This is a genomic window from Rhodanobacter sp. GW835-FHT13D09 (assembly GCF_058793995.1).
This window is the reverse complement of record NZ_JBXAGL010000001.1, coordinates 75507-91419: the sequence shown is the minus strand read 5'-3', so window position 1 is coordinate 91419 and position 15913 is coordinate 75507. Positions and strand designations below refer to the sequence as shown.

Below are 15913 nucleotides of genomic sequence, written 5' to 3'. Positions count from 1 at the left end.
CGGTCCAGAGCCTGTGCCTGTGCCTGTGCCGGGCAAGTCACGACCAACGAAATCCGTAGCCACACACTCCCTCCCAAGTCCACGATATTGTCGCAGGCCTGTATCAGGTTGGCATGATCGGCGGGCGCCGCCTGCGTGAGTACGACGCACTGATCCATGTCGCCATACCGGCACCGAGCGTGACCATGCACAAGTCGAACCTTGGTGGCCCTGTCCAAACAAGCGGCCTGTCGCTGGCGACGGGTCGTTTCGCGCCGTTTCAGTGGCCGGGTGCAGGAGCGCACGCGGGCGCAATGCTGCTGCGGGCCGTGTTCTGGATGGTCGGCATGGGTACGGCCCGGTAGCCCTGGTTGTTCCAGTTCCGGTTCATGTCGCGATCGTTGTCGAAGCGGAGCCGCGTCCCGCGGTTGTCGACATTCCGGCTGGCGAGCGCCAGCCGGTGGCCGTCGATGTGCACCCAGTACCAGGAGCCGGAAGGTACCGGGGAACTGGACACGTAGGCGAACTGGGCGTCGTAGTTGCCCTCCTGGCGAGGCGTTACCCGCAGGGCCAGGTTGGCGATGAACTGGCTGGCCACGGGGCGGCCGTGTTCGGTGGCCGGCTTGCTGATCAGTTCGTCCAGATTCCGGCGCAGCAGCCGGTTGAGCCGCGGCGAAAGCTCCATCGCCGGCGAGACGTCGGTGACCTTGCCCTGCGCGTTCACCTGCACCAGCACCGGCAGGACCCTGGGCCTGAATTCGTTGAGCGAGCCCGAATCGGCCATCGCGCCGCCGGTGGCGGCCGACAATATCCCGGAAAGCATCAGTACCTGAAACCGTTTCACAAGGCCTCCTTGGCACTGCCAGGTGCTCATCGCGGGCCCTGCACGGTGCCCGCTTCTGCGGCACTCCCGACTCTCCTCCCGCGACGCCGCGCAGTCAAATGGAATCAGGGCGGCCCGCGAACGCGCCGTTGCCGGAACGTCAAAACCAGGCACTCGAAGCCCGCCTCGCGTGCCGCGCTCGGCCGATCACATGGAGCCGCCGGGCGCCTTCGGGGCGGCCTGATCCTCGGCTACGGAGGCGCGAACATGCACGAGATCCGCGAAGGCGTGCGCCGCCTCGGCCTATGCATCTGACGCGTCGGCCAGGCTACGTGGCCGGCGAGAGCTTCAGCACTGCGTGCGGCCGCCGGCCAGCTGCTTGCATGGATGGAAGATGGGTTCGTCCGATGACGGCGGGCGATGGTCGTGATCGTCGTCGCGATCCCGGTCGCGATGGCGATCCCGGTACGGCGGGGGACCCCAGTAGACCGGCGGGGCGTTGTAGACCGGCTGGCTCAGCTGGTTCTGGTAGTTCGCGTTCTGCTGGCGCAAGGCCTCGTTCTCGGCATGCAGCCGGTCGCGCTCGGCCGCCTGGTCGGCCAGCGCCTGCTGCCGGGCTTCCTCGGCGCGCTGCTGTGCCGCGTAGGCCTCGTCGGCGTCACGCTGGGCCTTTTCGTCCATCGCCTGCTGGCGTGCGTCGAGGCGCTGCTGGTAGAGCGCTTCGAGATGGCGTGAATCCGCATAGCGCTTCGCCAGCTCGCCCTGGCCCAGGCGCAGGTAGCGGTCGATGACTTCGGTGTCGTCCGCCTGGTGCAGCAGCTCGCCGCTGCCGTTCGGGCAGGGGTGGTCGGTATAGGTGATCTGGCCGCCCTGGGTGCATTTGTAGATGTTCTGCGCGCCGACCGGCCCCGCCGCGGCCAGCAGCAGGACGGCGGCATACAGGAGCGGTATTCCACCCGGCGGGATTCTCATCCTGGCGTCCATCCAGCATTGACGTTGCGGCAGCCGTAGTGTCGTCGCAGCGGCGTTACGATTCGCTGAACATGCCGGGCCCCGGCTTCCGTGCCGGCTTCAGGTGGAGGCGGGTGCCTTGCCGGCGCGCCGCCACGCGCGCAGTCCGATCACCGCCAGCACGATGAAGCCGGCGTACAGCACCGCGGTGATCAGCAGCGACTTGTAGACATATTCGCCGATGTAGATCGCGTCCACCACGATCCACAGCCACCAGGCGGCGATGTGCCGGCGTGCCTGCCACCATTGCGCGACCAGGCTGAAGGCGGTGAGCGCGGCGTCCAGCCAGGGCAGGGCGGCATTGGTGCGGTAGTGCATGAACGCGCCCAGCGCCAGCGCGCCGAACACGCCCAGCGCGACGTGCGCCACCGCCTGTCGGCGCGGCAGCGCGGCCACCCGCACGCGGCCGTCGTCGCCCAGGTGCTGCAGCCAGCGCACCCAGCCGTAGCCGATCAATACCGCGAACGCCAGCTGCAGCAGCGCGTCGGAATACAGCTTCGCATCGACGAACACCCAGGCGTAGACCAGCACCGACGCCAGCCCCACCGGCCAGCACCACGGCTGCCGGCGTGCGGTGAGCCAGACGCCCCAGGCGCTCAGCAGCGCGGCGACGAGTTCGATCCAGCCCATGTCAGAACGCGAAGGTCGCGGAAAGCCGCGCCAGCCGCGGCGCGCCCGGGAACAGGTAGCTGTCGCCGCCGGAACTGCCGGTGTCGCGCCAGTAGAAACGATTGAACACGTTGTCGACATTCAGCCGCACGATCAGCGCGTGGCCGTTCCACCGGGTGGTGTAGCGCAGGCCGGCATCGAATACGTGGTACGCCGGCACGCGCGTCATGCCGTCCGGCGTGGCGACGTTCGGGCTGGCGTAGCGCCAGCCGCCGAGCAGGCCGATGTCGGCCGCGAACGGCAGGCGGTAATCCAGGTAGACGGCCGTGCGCAGGCGCGGCACGTTGACCACCTGGTGACCCTCGTAGGCTGCCGTGCCGGTACACCGGGCGCGCGCCTGGATCAGGTTGACGCTGGCGGTGAGGCGCAATGCGTCGCTCACCTGGCCGGCGGCGTTGAGTTCCAGCCCGGTATGCGCCTCGCTGCCCTGCTGGACGAAGGTGAAGCCCGCGGCAGTGCCATCCGGCTGCGCGAACTGGTGAGGCTGGCGGATGCGGTACAGCGCGGCCGACAGGCCGAGCGCGTCGCTCCAGGCGTACTTCACGCCCGCTTCGGTCTGGCGCGCCAGCAGCGGGGCCAGCGTGGTGCCGCCGTTGGAGGTCCAGTACGGCGCCTGGCTGCCCAGCGACAGGCTCTCGCTGTAGCTGGCATAGGCGGTCAGCCGGCCGGTCGGCTGCCACAGCACGGCGGCCTGCGGCAGCGCCTTGGCGAGGCGGGTGTCGCGCTGCGGCGCGCCGGCATCGTCGTAGGCGCGCTCGTGCAGACGCACGTAGCGGCCGCCGGCCAACAGCTGCCAGTGGGCGCCGAGGTGGATGCGGTCGAGCGCGAAGATCGAGTGCTGCCAGCTGGTGAGGCGTCGTGCCTCGGCGCCCGGCTGGTTCGGCGACGGCGCGAAGTACGGCGGGTCGATCTGGTCGATGTTGCCGGTGCCCACGTAGTCGTAGACGTAGGGGCGCAGGTCGATGGTGCGGCGGAATGCGCTGGCGCCGAGGCTGACTTCGTGGCCGATGGTGCCGGTGTCGAACGAACCCTTCAGCACCGCGCGCGCCTCGTCGTTGGTGCGCGCCTCGTCGGGACTGCGGTAGTCGTAGATGTCGTAGTCGCCGTTCGGCGCGAAGAACCAGCCGGGGGTGGCGCCGCTGGCGCAATCGGGCGAGTAGAAGCAGCCGTAGGCGAACGCCACGTTGTCGTCGATCAGGGCGCGGCTGTGGCCGGCCGAGAGCTGTACGTGCCAGTCGTTGCCGAGGCGGTAGTCGAAGCGCAGCGTGCTGTTGCTCGCGTCGACGTCGACCGGTTGCTGCCACGGCTGGAAGCCGAGCATGCGGGTGCGGCTGGGATGGGCGGGCAGGCTGCGGCCGCCGAGCAGCTGGTAGCCGGAGACGGAGCGCTGCGAGCTGGCCTGGTAGTCGCTGTCCAGCTGCAGGGTGGCGTCGGCGCTGATCTTCCAGTCGGCGGCCAGCGACACGAAGTTGCGCCGACCGTCGGCGTGGTCGACCCAGGAGTGGATGCCCTCGTGCGCCGCGTTCACCCGCACGCCGAACGTCGGGGAGAGCCAGCCGCCGAGGTCCGCGGCGAGGTAGCGCGAGCCGTGCGAGTCGGTGCCGACGGTGGCGCTGCGCACCTCGGCCGGGCGCTTGCTGACGTAGTTGACCAGCCCGCCCGGCGCCAGCACGCCGGCTTCGAGGCCGCCCAGGCCCTTGAGGATTTCCACCCGCTGCTTGTCTTCCAGCGCGATCGGCTGTTCGCCGGTCAGGCTCATCTCGTTGAGCCGGTAGCCGGTGGCCAGGTCCAGCGCGAAGCCGCGGATGGCGATGTCCTGGTAGTAGCCGACCGGCGCGTAGTTGTCGCCCAGCGCGGCGTCGGCGCGCGCCAGTTCGCTCAGCGTGCGCGGCTGGCGGTCGTCGATCTGGTCGCGGGTGATCACACTGACCGCCGCCGGAGTGTCCAGCAGCGGTGCATTGCCGAAGCTGCCGAAGGTGTCCAGCTGCGAGTTGTCGGCGTGGTAGCCGTGCGCGCTGTCGGCCTCGACGTGGACGGGCGCCAGCGGCGTGGCCTGCGGCCTGGTGGTGTCGTCGTCGGCATGGGCAGAAGCCATGACGGCGAGCAGGGCGAGGATCAGGGAAGAGCGGGCGGAGTGAGTGCGGAGTGAGGCCATCGTCGTCTTCAGGTGCTGCGGACGAAGCGACGGCGACCCGGACGCCGCATGGGCGCGCCGGATCTGCAAGCTCCCTACGCCGGTACGAACCGGATCAGGTTCCAAGGGACTCTCTCAGCCCGGCCATGCCGGGCACCCCCGCTTCAAGAACGTCATTTAACCACGATTGGACAAACGCCGCCGCGACGCGGGCTCCCTCCTGCTCAGGCGTGGTCGCGGATTGCCTGCAGCAGGGCCTGTCCCGGCGGCGTGCGGAACCATGCCGGATGGCCGCGCAGGAAGGTGTCGTAGGCGACGTCGGCGTTCGCCGGCGAGCGGGTGACGGCGTGGTAGTACTCGACTTCGGACAACGCGAAATCCACATGCACCAGCGGCAGCAGGTCGGCCAGCAGATGGCGATCGGCGGCAGTCAGCGGATGCAGCTGGCGATAGCCGTCGATCAGCGCGCGGGCAATGTCGGGGCGGGCAGCGTCGGCGTCGAGCGCCAGCCAGGCGATCGCGTTGCGCTCGATCGCGGTGGCGAGGTCGAACAGCGCGAAGTTGGCGGCGGCGAGGCCGAAGTCGAGCACGGCGCCGATCCGGGCGTCGGCGCCGTCGTCGCTCCAGCACAGGTTGGAGACGTGCCAGTCGCCGTGCGTCCACAGCGGGGGCTGTTGCGCCAGTTGCGGCTGCACGGTGGCATGCCAGGGCGTGAGCAGTGCGGCGAGGTCCATCGGCCAGTCGCGGCCGTGCAGGTAGTCGGCCAGACCGGGGCGTTGCGCCAGTTGCGCGCGCAGCGCGGCGACCGGGTCGACGGCGCGGATCAGCTCGCTGCGCGCGACCAGCAGGTGGGTGCCGCGCTGCGGCGCACGGTAGCCCGCGGCCGCCTGGTGCAGGGCGGCCAGCATGCGGCCGGCGGTGAGCGCGTGCGTGCGGTTCGTCAGCGGCTCCCACGAGATCGTCTCGCGGTACAGGTCGATGCCGCGGGCGTGCCCATGCACCTCGTAGGTCCAGTCGTCGATCGCCACCGCGGTGCGCCCGTGCGCATCGGTCAGCACGGCCGGAATCGGCATGCCGTGCGCGCGCAGGTGCGCGATGAAGCGATGCTCCTCCTCGAGCGTGGCCACCGATCGCACGTCGCGATGGTGGCGCTTGACGAACCACGTGCCGCGATCGGTGGTGACCAGGCAGGCGGCCGACAGCGGCCGCGGGCTGTGCCAGTCGATGCGGATCGGCGTGCCCGGTGCCGGGTAGCCGCGCAACAGCGCCGCGACTTCATCCATGGTCAGCGGCGGCCAGTCCGGCGGCGTGCTGTCGCCGGCCAGTCCGTGCGCGAGATGGAGGTGGTCGTTCATGGCGGCGGTGGGCTTGCGCGGGCGACGGACGCAGGATTATCGCCGATAAGCCCGCGATGCCGGCTTCCGTGCGGGTGCAGCATCGCGTTTAATGGGCGACTTCCCCGCGATGGCCGCCCATGAGCGCGATGCTGCTGCTGTTCGTCTGCCTGATCCTCGGCACCCTGGTGGCACGCTTCGCGAAGCCGCCGGCCGGGATCGTGCCGGGGATCAACTGGTGGGTGCTGAACGTGGCGTTGCCGGCGCTGGTGCTGGAGCTGATCCCGAAGGTGAAGTTCGACCCGCAGCTGTGGTTTCCGGTGGCGGCGATGTGGCTCACTTTCGGCGGTGCCTGGCTGCTGTTCGGCCTGCTCGGGCCGCGGCTGGGCTGGTCGCGCCAGCGCACCGGCGCGCTGATCCTGGTCTGCGGTCTGGGCAACACGGCGTACATGGGCTATCCGATGGTACAGGCGCTGCGCGGCAAGGCGGGCCTGGCGCTGGCGGTGGTGGCCGACCAGATCGGTGCGTTCCCGGTGCTGGCCTCGGCCGGCATCGTGGTGGCCTCGCTCTATTCCGGGCGCACGCCCAAGCTTGGCCCGATCGTGCGCCGCATCGTCACGTTTCCTGCCTTCGTCGCGCTGGTCGCGGGCATTGTCGCGGGCCTGTGCGGCGGCTGGCCGGTCGTGCTGGAGGGCGTGTTCGCGCCGATCGGCGCCACGCTGACGCCGCTGGCACTGTTCTCGGTGGGCCTGCAGTTCAAATTCCATCCGGGCCAGCGCCAGCTCGGCGCGGCGGGCTGGGGCCTGGGCTGGAAGCTGCTGCTGGCGCCGCTGGCATGCTGGGCGATGGGCAAGGCGGCCGGCGTGGGCGGGCTGGTGCTCACCGTGGGCGTGCTGCAGGCGGCGATGGCGCCGATGGTGTCGGCGGCGATCCTGGCGGACGAGTACGAGCTGGAGCCGGCCCTGGCGAACACCGTGCTGGGCGCCGGCATCGTGCTGTCGCTGCTCACCGTGCCGCTGGGCAACCTGCTGCTCGGGGCGTAGCGCACGGCTTGCGCGCGGCCCGCGCTGCGTCGAGACTAGCGGCCGGAATCCATGGGCAGGGGGGGCTCATGTCATGGCAGGTTTCGATCTGATCAAGCGCATGTTCGGCGATCATGGCGAGCGCCGCGCGGTACCGCGCAGCGGCGAGCCGAGGGAAGCCTGCGTCCTGGTGGTGGACGACTCGCCCACCATCCGCGCGGTGATCGGCAAGATGCTGGCGCAGAACGGCCATGCCGTGCTGAAGGCCGCCGACGGCGAGAGCGCGCTGGAGATCGCGCGCAGGGATCGCCCCGACCTGATCTTCCTCGACATCGTGATGCCGGGCATGAGCGGCTTCGCCGTGTTGCGCGCGCTGCGCCACGATCCGCTGACCCGCGACATCCCGATCGTGATGATCAGCGGCAACCTGCAGGCGACCGAGCAGTTCTACGTGCAGCGCTTCGGCGCCGACGATTTCATGAAGAAGCCGTTCGGCCGCAGCGAGGTGTTTGCCCGCATCGAGCATCTCACCCGCAGCGGTCGCCTGGTGGTGCGCCAGCGTGTGCTGGAGACGGTGCCGACGGAACCGGCGCCCAGCGAGGCCGAGCACGCCGCGATCCCGGACATCGCGATGCCTGATCCGCACGACATGGCCGTGCCGCCGGCTGCAAGCGACTGAGTCGCGCGCCGTCGCGATGGCGCGATAATCCGCGCCATGAGCAAACCACCAGAGCCGGCAACCACCGACACGCGCGCCGACGTGTGGCTGTGGGCCGCCCGTTTCTTCAAGACGCGCAGCCTCGCCAAGCAGGCGATCGACGGCGGCCGCATCGACGTCAATGGCGTCGGCTGCAAGCCGGCCAAGACCCTGCATGCGGGCGACCGGTTGAAGATCGGCCGCGGCGAGGAACGGCTGGAGGTCGAGGTGCTGGCGCTGTCTGACCGGCGCGGCCCCGCCAGCGCGGCGCAGGCGCTGTATCGCGAGACCGAGGCAAGCTGCGTGGCGCGCGAGGCGGCCCGCGAGCAGCAGCGGCTGGTCGGCGCGAACGGCCCGGTGAAGCGCCCGGACAAGCAGGCACGGCGCGAATTGCGACGGCTGAAGGATACGCGCTGAGCAGTGCATCGCAGAACACGGGGCGGATCTGCGGGAATATCCGCGCAAATCCACGGGGTTGGCGCTGTCGCGCCATCCCACCGGCGCGGGAGGCTTGCATGGACGGACACGCACTGATCAATGGCATCGGCTTCTTCAGGCGCCTGCTCGGCAGCCATGCGGCCGCGGAGGAGAGCGAGGCGCCGCGGGCCGCGCTGGGTGCACGCATGCTGGTGGTCGATGATTCGCCCACGATCTGCGCCGTGCTCGGCAAGATGCTGCGCCAGGACGGTTACGCCGTGCTCAATGCCACCAGTGGCCTGGATGCGATCGGGCTGGCCTGCAGCGAGCAGCCGGCGCTGATCTTCCTCGACATCGTGATGCCGGGCATGAACGGCTTCGCCGTGCTGCGCGCGCTGCGCCACGACCCGCGGACCCGGCACATCCCGATCGTGATGATCAGCGGCAACCCGCAGGCAACCGAGCAATTCTACGTGCAGCGCTTCGGCGCCGACGATTTCATGCGCAAGCCGTTCGACCGCAACGAGGTATACATGCGTATTGGCCAGCTGGTGCAGTCCGGCCGTCTGGGCGGCCGTCTGCCGTCGGCACCGGCACCCGTCGAAGCACTGCCGGCGCTGGCCACGGAACTGTCGGCCGATGAGCTGGCCGACATCCCCGATATCGCGATGCCCGACGCGGACGCCACCCCGCACCTGGCCGACGCGGCCCCGCTGCAGGTGGTTCACGGCATCGGCTGACGGCTCTCAGTTCGTCAGCCCCAGCGCCTTCGCCACGCCCGCCGCGTACGCCGGGTCGGCCTTGGCGAAGTGGCCGAGCTGGCGGCGCACGATGTCCTCCGGTACGCCCTGCATTGCCGCGGCGATGTTGTCGAACAGCTGCTGTTGCTGCTGCTCGCCCATCAGCCGGAACAGGTCGCCGGGTTGCCGGTAATCGTCGTTGCCGATGCGATGATCGTAGCGGTCGGCGTCGCCGGAAATTTTCAGTGGCGGCTCCTTCACCGAGGGATCCTCGAACGGGCCGTCGAACGAGTTCGGCTCGTAGTTCACGCTGCCGCCGCCGTTGTCGCCGTAGCGCATCGACCCGTCGCGCGCGTAGTTGTGCACGGGGCAGCGCGGCCGGTTCACCGGCAACTGGTCGTGGTTCGCGCCGAGCCGGTAGCGCGCCGCGTCGGCGTAGGAGAACAGGCGGAACTGCAGCACCTTGTCCGGCGAGAAGCCGATGCCGGGCACCACGTTCGCGGGCGAGAAGCTGGACTGCTCGACCTGGGCGAAATAGTTGTCGGGGTTGCGGTTGAGTTCCATCACGCCGACCTCGATCAGCGGGTAGTCCTTGTGCGGCCATACCTTGGTCAGGTCGAACGGGTTGTACCAGCTCTTGCCGGCATCGGCCTCGGGCATGATCTGCACGTACAGCGTCCACTTCGGGAAATCCCTGCGCTCGATCGACTCGTACAGGTCGCGCTGGTGCGATTCGCGGTCCTCGCCGATCAGCTTCGCGGCTTCCGCGTTGGTGAGGTTCCTGATGCCCTGTTGCGTCTTGAAGTGGAACTTCACCCAACAGCGCTCGCCGGCCTCGTTCCAGAAACTGTAGGTGTGGCTGCCGAAACCATGCATGTGGCGCAGCGTGGCGGGGATGCCGCGGTCGCTCATCAGGGTGGTGACCTGGTGCAGCGATTCGGGCGACAGCGACCAGTAGTCCCACATCGCGGTGGGGCTGCGCATGTTCGTGCGCGGGTCGCGCTTCTGCGTGTGGATGAAGTCGGGGAACTTGTACGGGTCGCGGATGAAGAACACCGGCGTGTTGTTGCCGACCAGGTCCCAGTTGCCTTCCTCCGTGTAGAACTTCAGCGCGAAGCCGCGCACGTCGCGCTCGGCGTCGGCTGCACCGCGTTCGCCGGCCACGGTGGAGAAGCGTGCCAGCATCGGCGTCTGTGTTCCGGGCTTGAAGACCTTGGCGCGGGTGTACTTGGTGATGTCGTGGGTGATCGTCAATGTGCCGAACGCGGCGGAGGCCTTGGCATGCACCACGCGCTCGGGGATGCGCTCGCGGTTGAAGTGCGCGTGCTTCTCGAACAGCGCCACGTCCTGCACCAGCAGCGGGCCGCGCGGGCCGGCGGTGAGGCTGTTCTGGTTGTCGGACACTGGGGCGCCGGCGTCGGTGGTCAGCGTCTTGCTGTTCTGGCTCATGGCGGGCTCCTGTGGGGGACTTGGGTGTTGGGCCAATCTACGCAGGCATGACGATCAATGGAATTCGAATGTTCCGATGTGGGCGATAGTCCATGGCTATGGATGAGCGGTCGCCACCATGCCCGACATGACAGCGTCGCCGACGAGGCGTGAGCGCAAGGTGGTGGCGGCCGGCGGCATCGCCGCCGGCCTGGTCAGTCCGGTCGTTTCAGGCGATAAAGCAGTTCCAGCGCTTCGCGCGGGGTCAGCGCATCCGGGTCGATATCTTCCAGCATGCGCTCGGCCGCGGAACGCTGCGCCGGGGCGAACAGGCCCAGTTGCGGCGAAGGTTCGCCGGCCGGCGGTGGTGCGCTGGCGTGCTGGTGCATGCCGCGCTCGAGTTCGGCCAGGGTGCGCTTTGCATCGGCGATCACCGACTTCGGCAGGCCGGCCAGCGCGGCCACCTGCAGGCCGAAGCTGCGGTTGGCCGGGCCTTCCTTCACCGCGTGCATGAACACCAGTTGCTCGCCCCGCTTCTGGTCGTGGAACTCCACGGCGTCCAGATGCACGTTGGCGATCGACGCGAATTCGCCGGCCAGTTCGGTCAGCTCGAAGTAGTGGGTGGCGAACAGCGTGTAGGCGCGGCTGTGGCGCGCCAGGTGCACAGCGGCGGCGCGCGCCAGCGCGAGGCCGTCGTAGGTGCTGGTGCCGCGGCCGACCTCGTCCATCAGCACCAGGCTGTCGGCGCTGGCGTTGTGCAGGATGTTCGCCGTCTCGCTCATCTCCACCATGAAGGTGGACTGGCCGCGCGAGAGGTCGTCGCCGGCGCCGATGCGGGTGAAGATGCGGTCGATCGGGCCGATCGTCGCGCTGCTCGCCGGCACGTAGCTGCCGATGTGGGCGAGCAGCACGATCAGCGCGTTCTGCCGCATATAGGTGCTCTTGCCGCCCATGTTCGGGCCGGTGATCACCAGCATGCGGCGACGATCGTCGAGAATCAGGTCGTTCGGCTCGAACGGCTCGTCGCGCACCTTCTCCACCACCGGATGGCGGCCGCGCTCGATGCGGATGCCGGGCTCGTCGGAGAGTTCCGGCGCGCTCCAGTCCAGCGCCTCGGCGCGTTCGGCCAGCGTGCCCAGCACGTCCAGCTCGGCCATCGCCGCGGCGGCGGCTTTCAGCGGTTCGAGCCGTTCGGTGAGCGTGTCGAGCAGCGCTTCGTACAGCGCGCGTTCGCGCATCAGCGAGCGCTCCTTCGCCGACAGTACCTTGTCCTCGAACGCCTTCAGTTCTTCGGTGATGTAGCGCTCGGCGTTCTTCGTGGTCTGCCGGCGCGTGTAGTGGGTGGGCGCCTTGTCCGACTGCGCCCGGGTGATCTCGATGTAGTAGCCGTGCACGCGGTTGTAGCCGACCTTCAGCGTGGGGATGCCGCTGGCGGCCTTCTCGCGCTCCTCCAGTTCGACCAGGTACTGGTCTGCGTGGGTGGACAGGCGGCGCAGTTCGTCGAGTTCCGCGTCGTAGCCGTCGGCGATCACGCCGCCATCGCGCTGTAGCACCGGCGGCTGTTCCACGACGGCGCGGGCGAGCAGATCGGCCGTGTCCGCATGGTCGCCGATGCGGTCGAGCAGGGTTGCAAGAAGCGGGCTTTCCTGAAGAGTGCGGCCATGGATGGCCGCTTTTTGATCTTCGCGCTCATGGAAGAGCGCACTGGCGATGATGAGGCCGTCGCGCAGCGTCGAAAGGTCGCGCGGCCGCGCCGAACGCAGCGCGACGCGGGCGAGGATGCGCTCAAGGTCGCCGATGCCGCGCAAGGTTTCGCGCAACGGCTCGCAGCGGCGGTTGTCGATCAGCGTACCGATCGCCTGATGGCGCTGGCGCAGCACGTCGCGCGAGCGCAGCGGGCGGGTCAGCCAGCGGCGCAGCAGGCGCGCGCCCATCGGCGTCACCGTTTCGTCGAGCACGTCGAGCAGGGTGTGTTCGGTGCGGCCGCTGGGATGCGTGTCCAGTTCCAGGTTGCGGCGGGTGGCGGCGTCCAGCGCGATCGTTTCGCTGGCGCTTTCCACCGCCATGCCGGTGAGATGCGGCAGCGCACTCTTCTGGGTTTCCTCCACGTAGCCGAGCAGGCAGCCGGCGGCGGCCACCGCCAGTGGCAGCCTGTCCACGCCGAAACCGCCGAGGTCGCGGGTGCCGAAGAAGCGGTTCAGTTCGCGTGTCGCCGCGTCGCCGTCGAAATGCCATGGCGGGCGTTTGCGCAGGCCGGGCAGGGCGCTGACCAGTTTCGGCCAGGCCACGTCTTCGCCGACCAGGGTCTCGGCCGGTTGCAGCCGCGCCAGCTCGGCGGCCAGTGCCTCGGCGTTCGGCACTTCGCTGAGCAGGAAGCGGCCGGAGGTGAGGTCCACCCAGGCCAGCCCGCAGGCGCCGTGCGCACCGGCGGCGATCGCCAGCAGCAGGTTGTCGCGGCGTTCCTCCAGCAGTGCGGCGTCGGTCACCGTGCCGGGCGTGACCACGCGCACCACCTTGCGCTCGACGATGCCCTTGGCCAGCGCCGGGTCGCCCATCTGCTCGCAGATCGCCACCGATTCGCCGAGGCGCACCAGCCGCGCCAGGTAGTTCTCCGCCGCGTGGTACGGCACGCCGGCCATCGGAATCGGCGCGCCGCCGGACTGCCCGCGCTGGGTCAGGGTGATGTCGAGCAGCCGCGCCGCCTTGCGCGCGTCGTCGTAGAACAGCTCGTAGAAATCGCCCATGCGGAAGAACAGCAGCACGTCCGGGTGCTCCGCCTTGGCCGACAGGTACTGGCGCATGGAAGGGGAATGCGCTGCAAACCAACTAGCATGCGCCTCTTTATCATTTTTGTCAATCATTTCAAGGTTTTGACTCTTGGTATTTTTGTACTGTTTGGGCGGATTTATACGCTAATAGCGTGCCAGAGGCCTGAGGGGGTCCGAAATGACGTCCAAATACCGACCAAGTCCTCGATTCAAAACCTACTAGACGTCCAAGTTCTTCTTCGTGAAAAATCAACGAGATACCTTAAATCAGCCGAATTTCCGGAGTCGGCGCCCAATCTGGGGACATTGAACCATGGAAAAGTTGAGCAACAAGGGATGATCCGCGCGGTTGGATCCGTGCACATCGGATCTCGGTCGACCTGGTGGCCTTGAGGTCAGTGCAAGTGATCGCTGCCCATCAGGATGTGGTGCGCTGTGTGGTGCGGCGCGTCCAGTTGCTGGGGTCGGCGGTGCTCTGGCGAGAAGCCGAGTTTGAACGGCTCGTGATCCAAGCCTTATTCGTGGCGAAGGCCTCCGAGACCGCTGACAGTGCTGACGGGACCTACCTGCCTCACAATACGGCACCACCGGCCCGACCAATTCCACCCCCACCCCGGCATAAACAGCCTCCAGCCCCATGCGATATCCAAGTAGGGGATAAATCGGCGTAGATTGGCGGCGTGAAGAACCCACGCCCTCAGTGTCCGAACACGGCATGCGCGGCCCACCACGATCCGCTGCCGAACTCCTATCGGAAGAAAGGCTACCGGCGCCCCAAGCACAACCACCAACCCGTCCCGCGCTATCAATGTAAAACGTGCGGCACGTATTTCAGCGCCACGCAGTTCAAGCCCATCCGCAATCAGAAGCGCCCCGACCTCAACAAGCAAATCTTCGCCCTGGCGGTGTCCGGCATGACGATGCGGCGCATGGCGCTCCTTCTAAAATGCAGCCCGCGCACTATTGAGCGGAAGATTCGGCACCTCGCTCGGCAGGCGCAACTCCACCACCAGAAACACCTCGCGACGCTGCGCACGTCGTACGTCATCATGGACGAGTTGGAAACCTTCATCCACGCGCGTTTCCAACAGGTGAGCGTGGGGATGGCGGTGCGGGTCAAAACCGGTGAAGTGCTCTCATTCGGCGTGGCCCGAAAGCCCTCCAACTACGCCGACACCGATTGGACCCAGGATGATCGCCCGACCATGGTCTCCGGCATGCTCAAACGCCTGGGCCCGGTCTTGAAGCCAAACGCCACCCTCGTCTCGGACAAGAAAACGGGGTATGTCCCCTGGGTGAAGAAGGCGCTTCCCAACGTCCAGCACGTCGCGCACAAAGCCAGCAAGGGACCTGGGTACAACCCGCTCTTTGCCATCGATCACGCGTTCGCGAAGATGCGCAACGACCTGGCCCGGTTGGGCCGGAAGACGTGGACGACGACCAAGACGATCGAGGCGTTGGAGCGCCATCTGTGGTTGTGGGTGGCGTGGACGAATGGGTATCGGTTGGGGTGAGGGCGACCTTCAGGAGGATGGTTTAGAACCTAACCTCGAGTGGCGTAATCCATTCCAGATAGCAGCGCAACCTGCGCGGACTTTACTGATAACAAGAACCCCTGCGGAGGACGTGCGGATTTCATTTATTCGACTCCAATAAACTTCTAGAACGTGTACGCCCAATACTAAGAGGACGACGACGCATCCAATAAGGCCAAAAACCTTTTCATCAAGCATGGAAAAGATATTAGGCAAAGAGATATGTGTGATATGGTTATTTACGTCGTAAGTGGTTATTGCGCTCACGTTTATTGTTTTCTGAGATAAAACCTTTTCTTCGTTTGAAAGGACATCAAAGCATGCTTGAAAACCATACGTTTCATACAAAATAATTACAACGTCTTTAAGATATGAAAGCATGTGGCGTTTGCTGTTGCCGTTGCCGTTCGTGTATGAAGAAAGCAGAACAAGCGCAATGTATATAGTGGTGAGCCAAAAACACAGGCTCACAAAAAGGGCACCATCAAATCCATTAATAGGAGATAAGGTTGGTACATGTGGGGGTGTTTTGATGGCGTCGACTAGCATAGCAACTTGCCTTGGAAACAAGTTGACTATCATTGGATCAACGGTCGTCTTGTCAATACTGGTCGGAAACGCTCGCCACAAGGCCCGCCGCGAACAGCACGGCTGAAGCACAAATGGCCATGAACGTACCAAAGGTCAACCAGCCCACCACGCCTCCAACAATCACACCAAAAAGTAGGAAAAGCACACTGAAAGGTGGTGTGTTGGCGGTTGCCGTCGGGTTGTTTGGACCCGCGTTGCCATCTGTCGACGTGGTGCTGATCACCTTCTCGTCTGGCAGGCTTTCAAAGGCATCGAGGTGAGTGTTTTCTCGAGCATCGAGGGCGACCTGGGCGTCGATATAGCGACCGGAGGAGGCAAAACTCTGGACGGTTTCGGGCGCTAGGGAGGAGGGGCTTCGGGTGCCGCGTGGTGGGGCAGGTAGGAATGAGGCGTCAGGGTTTTTCATGGTCGGCTCTCGATGTGGTGGTGATGTCTCTAGCCTATGGACGAATCCGACCCTGTCTCCTCGCCCCATGACGCTATTGATCAGGCTGCGCGACGCATCACATTCTTCGACGCCAGGGTTCCTGGTGTGGTGGGGCGACCTGGCGGTCTTGATGATGTGGACGAGGCCAACGACCCGTCGGGGACCATCAGCTGTCTCTGCGCGGCACCAAGGAAACCGCATGACCACCTCGCCACGCGGCGTAGCCCAGCGGAGCTGGCCGAAGTCGAAGCCCAGCAGAAGGAGCGGTTGAGTCAGGAGATTCGCGATGTGCAGGAGGGCACGCGCGGTGGTTGATGCATCTCGGGATGTCGATCGGA

15 protein-coding genes and 1 riboswitch are annotated in these 15913 nt (G+C 66.9%); of the genes, 6 read left to right on the top strand and 9 right to left on the bottom strand.

What is annotated here, in order from left to right; translation table 11 throughout:
- Positions 1 to 259: 259 nt before the first annotated feature.
- The 5 genes from AC1Q5A_RS00425 to AC1Q5A_RS00405 all read right to left on the bottom strand — a co-directional run bounded on the left by AC1Q5A_RS00425 (position 260) and on the right by AC1Q5A_RS00405 (position 5971).
- Positions 260 to 853: a hypothetical protein gene (locus AC1Q5A_RS00425; protein WP_492697138.1), complete on the bottom strand. Its 594-nt coding sequence runs from the start codon at positions 851 to 853 to the stop codon at positions 260 to 262.
- 297 nt (positions 854 to 1150) lie between these two features.
- Positions 1151 to 1774: a DUF4124 domain-containing protein gene (locus AC1Q5A_RS00420; protein ID WP_492697136.1), complete on the bottom strand. Its 624-nt coding sequence runs from the start codon at positions 1772 to 1774 to the stop codon at positions 1151 to 1153.
- A 99-nt stretch (positions 1775 to 1873) separates the two neighbouring features.
- Positions 1874 to 2443 carry a nicotinamide riboside transporter PnuC gene (pnuC, locus tag AC1Q5A_RS00415; protein ID WP_492697134.1) on the bottom strand — a complete coding sequence of 190 codons (570 nt, stop codon included), beginning with the start codon at positions 2441 to 2443 and terminating at the stop codon, positions 1874 to 1876.
- Between the two features lies 1 nt (position 2444).
- Entirely contained in the window at positions 2445 to 4577 is a 2133-nt protein-coding gene (locus AC1Q5A_RS00410) for a TonB-dependent siderophore receptor (RefSeq protein ID WP_492697132.1), read from the bottom strand.
- Between the two features lie 114 nt (positions 4578 to 4691).
- Positions 4692 to 4787, bottom strand: a riboswitch (TPP riboswitch).
- 53 nt (positions 4788 to 4840) lie between these two features.
- Complete coding sequence (locus AC1Q5A_RS00405) at positions 4841 to 5971, bottom strand: phosphotransferase enzyme family protein (protein WP_492697130.1); 1131 nt, start codon at positions 5969 to 5971, stop codon at positions 4841 to 4843.
- 128 nt (positions 5972 to 6099) lie between these two features.
- Between AC1Q5A_RS00405 and AC1Q5A_RS00400 the strand changes: the two genes are divergently transcribed.
- The 4 genes from AC1Q5A_RS00400 (at position 6100) to AC1Q5A_RS00385 (ending at position 8826) form a co-directional block, all read left to right on the top strand.
- Positions 6100 to 6993: an AEC family transporter gene (locus tag AC1Q5A_RS00400; RefSeq protein ID WP_492698068.1), complete on the top strand. Its 894-nt coding sequence runs from the start codon at positions 6100 to 6102 to the stop codon at positions 6991 to 6993.
- 73 nt (positions 6994 to 7066) lie between these two features.
- Positions 7067 to 7651: a response regulator gene (locus AC1Q5A_RS00395; protein ID WP_492697128.1), complete on the top strand. Its 585-nt coding sequence runs from the start codon at positions 7067 to 7069 to the stop codon at positions 7649 to 7651.
- A gap of 36 nt (positions 7652 to 7687) precedes the next feature.
- Positions 7688 to 8086, top strand: coding sequence for an RNA-binding S4 domain-containing protein (locus AC1Q5A_RS00390; protein WP_492697126.1), 399 nt, complete (start codon positions 7688 to 7690; stop codon positions 8084 to 8086).
- Between the two features lie 98 nt (positions 8087 to 8184).
- Positions 8185 to 8826: a response regulator gene (locus tag AC1Q5A_RS00385; protein ID WP_492697124.1), complete on the top strand. Its 642-nt coding sequence runs from the start codon at positions 8185 to 8187 to the stop codon at positions 8824 to 8826.
- A 6-nt stretch (positions 8827 to 8832) separates the two neighbouring features.
- On the opposite strand, the gene AC1Q5A_RS00380 is transcribed toward AC1Q5A_RS00385, so the two are convergent.
- Together AC1Q5A_RS00380 and mutS are read right to left on the bottom strand one after the other, a co-directional pair.
- On the bottom strand, positions 8833 to 10275 hold the full coding sequence (locus tag AC1Q5A_RS00380; protein WP_492697122.1) for a catalase: 1443 nt from the start codon (positions 10273 to 10275) through the stop codon (positions 8833 to 8835).
- 194 nt (positions 10276 to 10469) lie between these two features.
- Positions 10470 to 13055: a DNA mismatch repair protein MutS gene (gene mutS / locus AC1Q5A_RS00375; RefSeq protein ID WP_492697120.1), complete on the bottom strand. Its 2586-nt coding sequence runs from the start codon at positions 13053 to 13055 to the stop codon at positions 10470 to 10472.
- A gap of 647 nt (positions 13056 to 13702) precedes the next feature.
- On the opposite strand from mutS, the gene AC1Q5A_RS00370 reads away from it, so the two are divergent.
- Complete coding sequence (locus tag AC1Q5A_RS00370) at positions 13703 to 14536, top strand: hypothetical protein (protein ID WP_492697119.1); 834 nt, start codon at positions 13703 to 13705, stop codon at positions 14534 to 14536.
- Between the two features lie 9 nt (positions 14537 to 14545).
- On the opposite strand, the gene AC1Q5A_RS00365 is transcribed toward AC1Q5A_RS00370, so the two are convergent.
- A complete protein-coding gene (locus AC1Q5A_RS00365) occupies positions 14546 to 15106 on the bottom strand; it encodes a hypothetical protein (protein ID WP_492697118.1) in 561 nt (186 codons plus the stop codon).
- 52 nt (positions 15107 to 15158) lie between these two features.
- A complete protein-coding gene (locus AC1Q5A_RS00360) occupies positions 15159 to 15554 on the bottom strand; it encodes a hypothetical protein (protein WP_492697117.1) in 396 nt (131 codons plus the stop codon).
- Positions 15555 to 15590: 36 nt separating this feature from the next.
- Between AC1Q5A_RS00360 and AC1Q5A_RS00355 the strand changes: the two genes are divergently transcribed.
- A complete protein-coding gene (locus tag AC1Q5A_RS00355; protein ID WP_492697116.1) occupies positions 15591 to 15890 on the top strand; it encodes a hypothetical protein in 300 nt (99 codons plus the stop codon).
- Positions 15891 to 15913 lie beyond the last annotated feature (23 nt).

What these genes read in the sequence shown, in the direction of transcription:
- AC1Q5A_RS00425 (WP_492697138.1), bottom strand. Translation starts at nt 853, where the DNA reads ATGAGCACCTGGCAGTGCCAAGGAGGCCTTGTGAAACGGTTTCAGGTA.
- AC1Q5A_RS00420 (WP_492697136.1), bottom strand. Translation starts at nt 1,774, where the DNA reads ATGAGAATCCCGCCGGGTGGAATACCGCTCCTGTATGCCGCCGTCCTG.
- pnuC (WP_492697134.1), bottom strand. Translation starts at nt 2,443, where the DNA reads ATGGGCTGGATCGAACTCGTCGCCGCGCTGCTGAGCGCCTGGGGCGTC.
- AC1Q5A_RS00410 (WP_492697132.1), bottom strand. Translation starts at nt 4,577, where the DNA reads ATGGCTTCTGCCCATGCCGACGACGACACCACCAGGCCGCAGGCCACG.
- AC1Q5A_RS00405 (WP_492697130.1), bottom strand. Translation starts at nt 5,971, where the DNA reads ATGAACGACCACCTCCATCTCGCGCACGGACTGGCCGGCGACAGCACG.
- AC1Q5A_RS00400 (WP_492698068.1), top strand. Translation starts at nt 6,100, where the DNA reads ATGCTGCTGCTGTTCGTCTGCCTGATCCTCGGCACCCTGGTGGCACGC.
- AC1Q5A_RS00395 (WP_492697128.1), top strand. Translation starts at nt 7,067, where the DNA reads ATGGCAGGTTTCGATCTGATCAAGCGCATGTTCGGCGATCATGGCGAG.
- AC1Q5A_RS00390 (WP_492697126.1), top strand. Translation starts at nt 7,688, where the DNA reads ATGAGCAAACCACCAGAGCCGGCAACCACCGACACGCGCGCCGACGTG.
- AC1Q5A_RS00385 (WP_492697124.1), top strand. Translation starts at nt 8,185, where the DNA reads ATGGACGGACACGCACTGATCAATGGCATCGGCTTCTTCAGGCGCCTG.
- AC1Q5A_RS00380 (WP_492697122.1), bottom strand. Translation starts at nt 10,275, where the DNA reads ATGAGCCAGAACAGCAAGACGCTGACCACCGACGCCGGCGCCCCAGTG.
- mutS (WP_492697120.1), bottom strand. Translation starts at nt 13,055, where the DNA reads ATGCGCCAGTACCTGTCGGCCAAGGCGGAGCACCCGGACGTGCTGCTG.
- AC1Q5A_RS00365 (WP_492697118.1), bottom strand. Translation starts at nt 15,106, where the DNA reads ATGCTAGTCGACGCCATCAAAACACCCCCACATGTACCAACCTTATCT.
- AC1Q5A_RS00360 (WP_492697117.1), bottom strand. Translation starts at nt 15,554, where the DNA reads ATGAAAAACCCTGACGCCTCATTCCTACCTGCCCCACCACGCGGCACC.
- AC1Q5A_RS00355 (WP_492697116.1), top strand. Translation starts at nt 15,591, where the DNA reads ATGGACGAATCCGACCCTGTCTCCTCGCCCCATGACGCTATTGATCAG.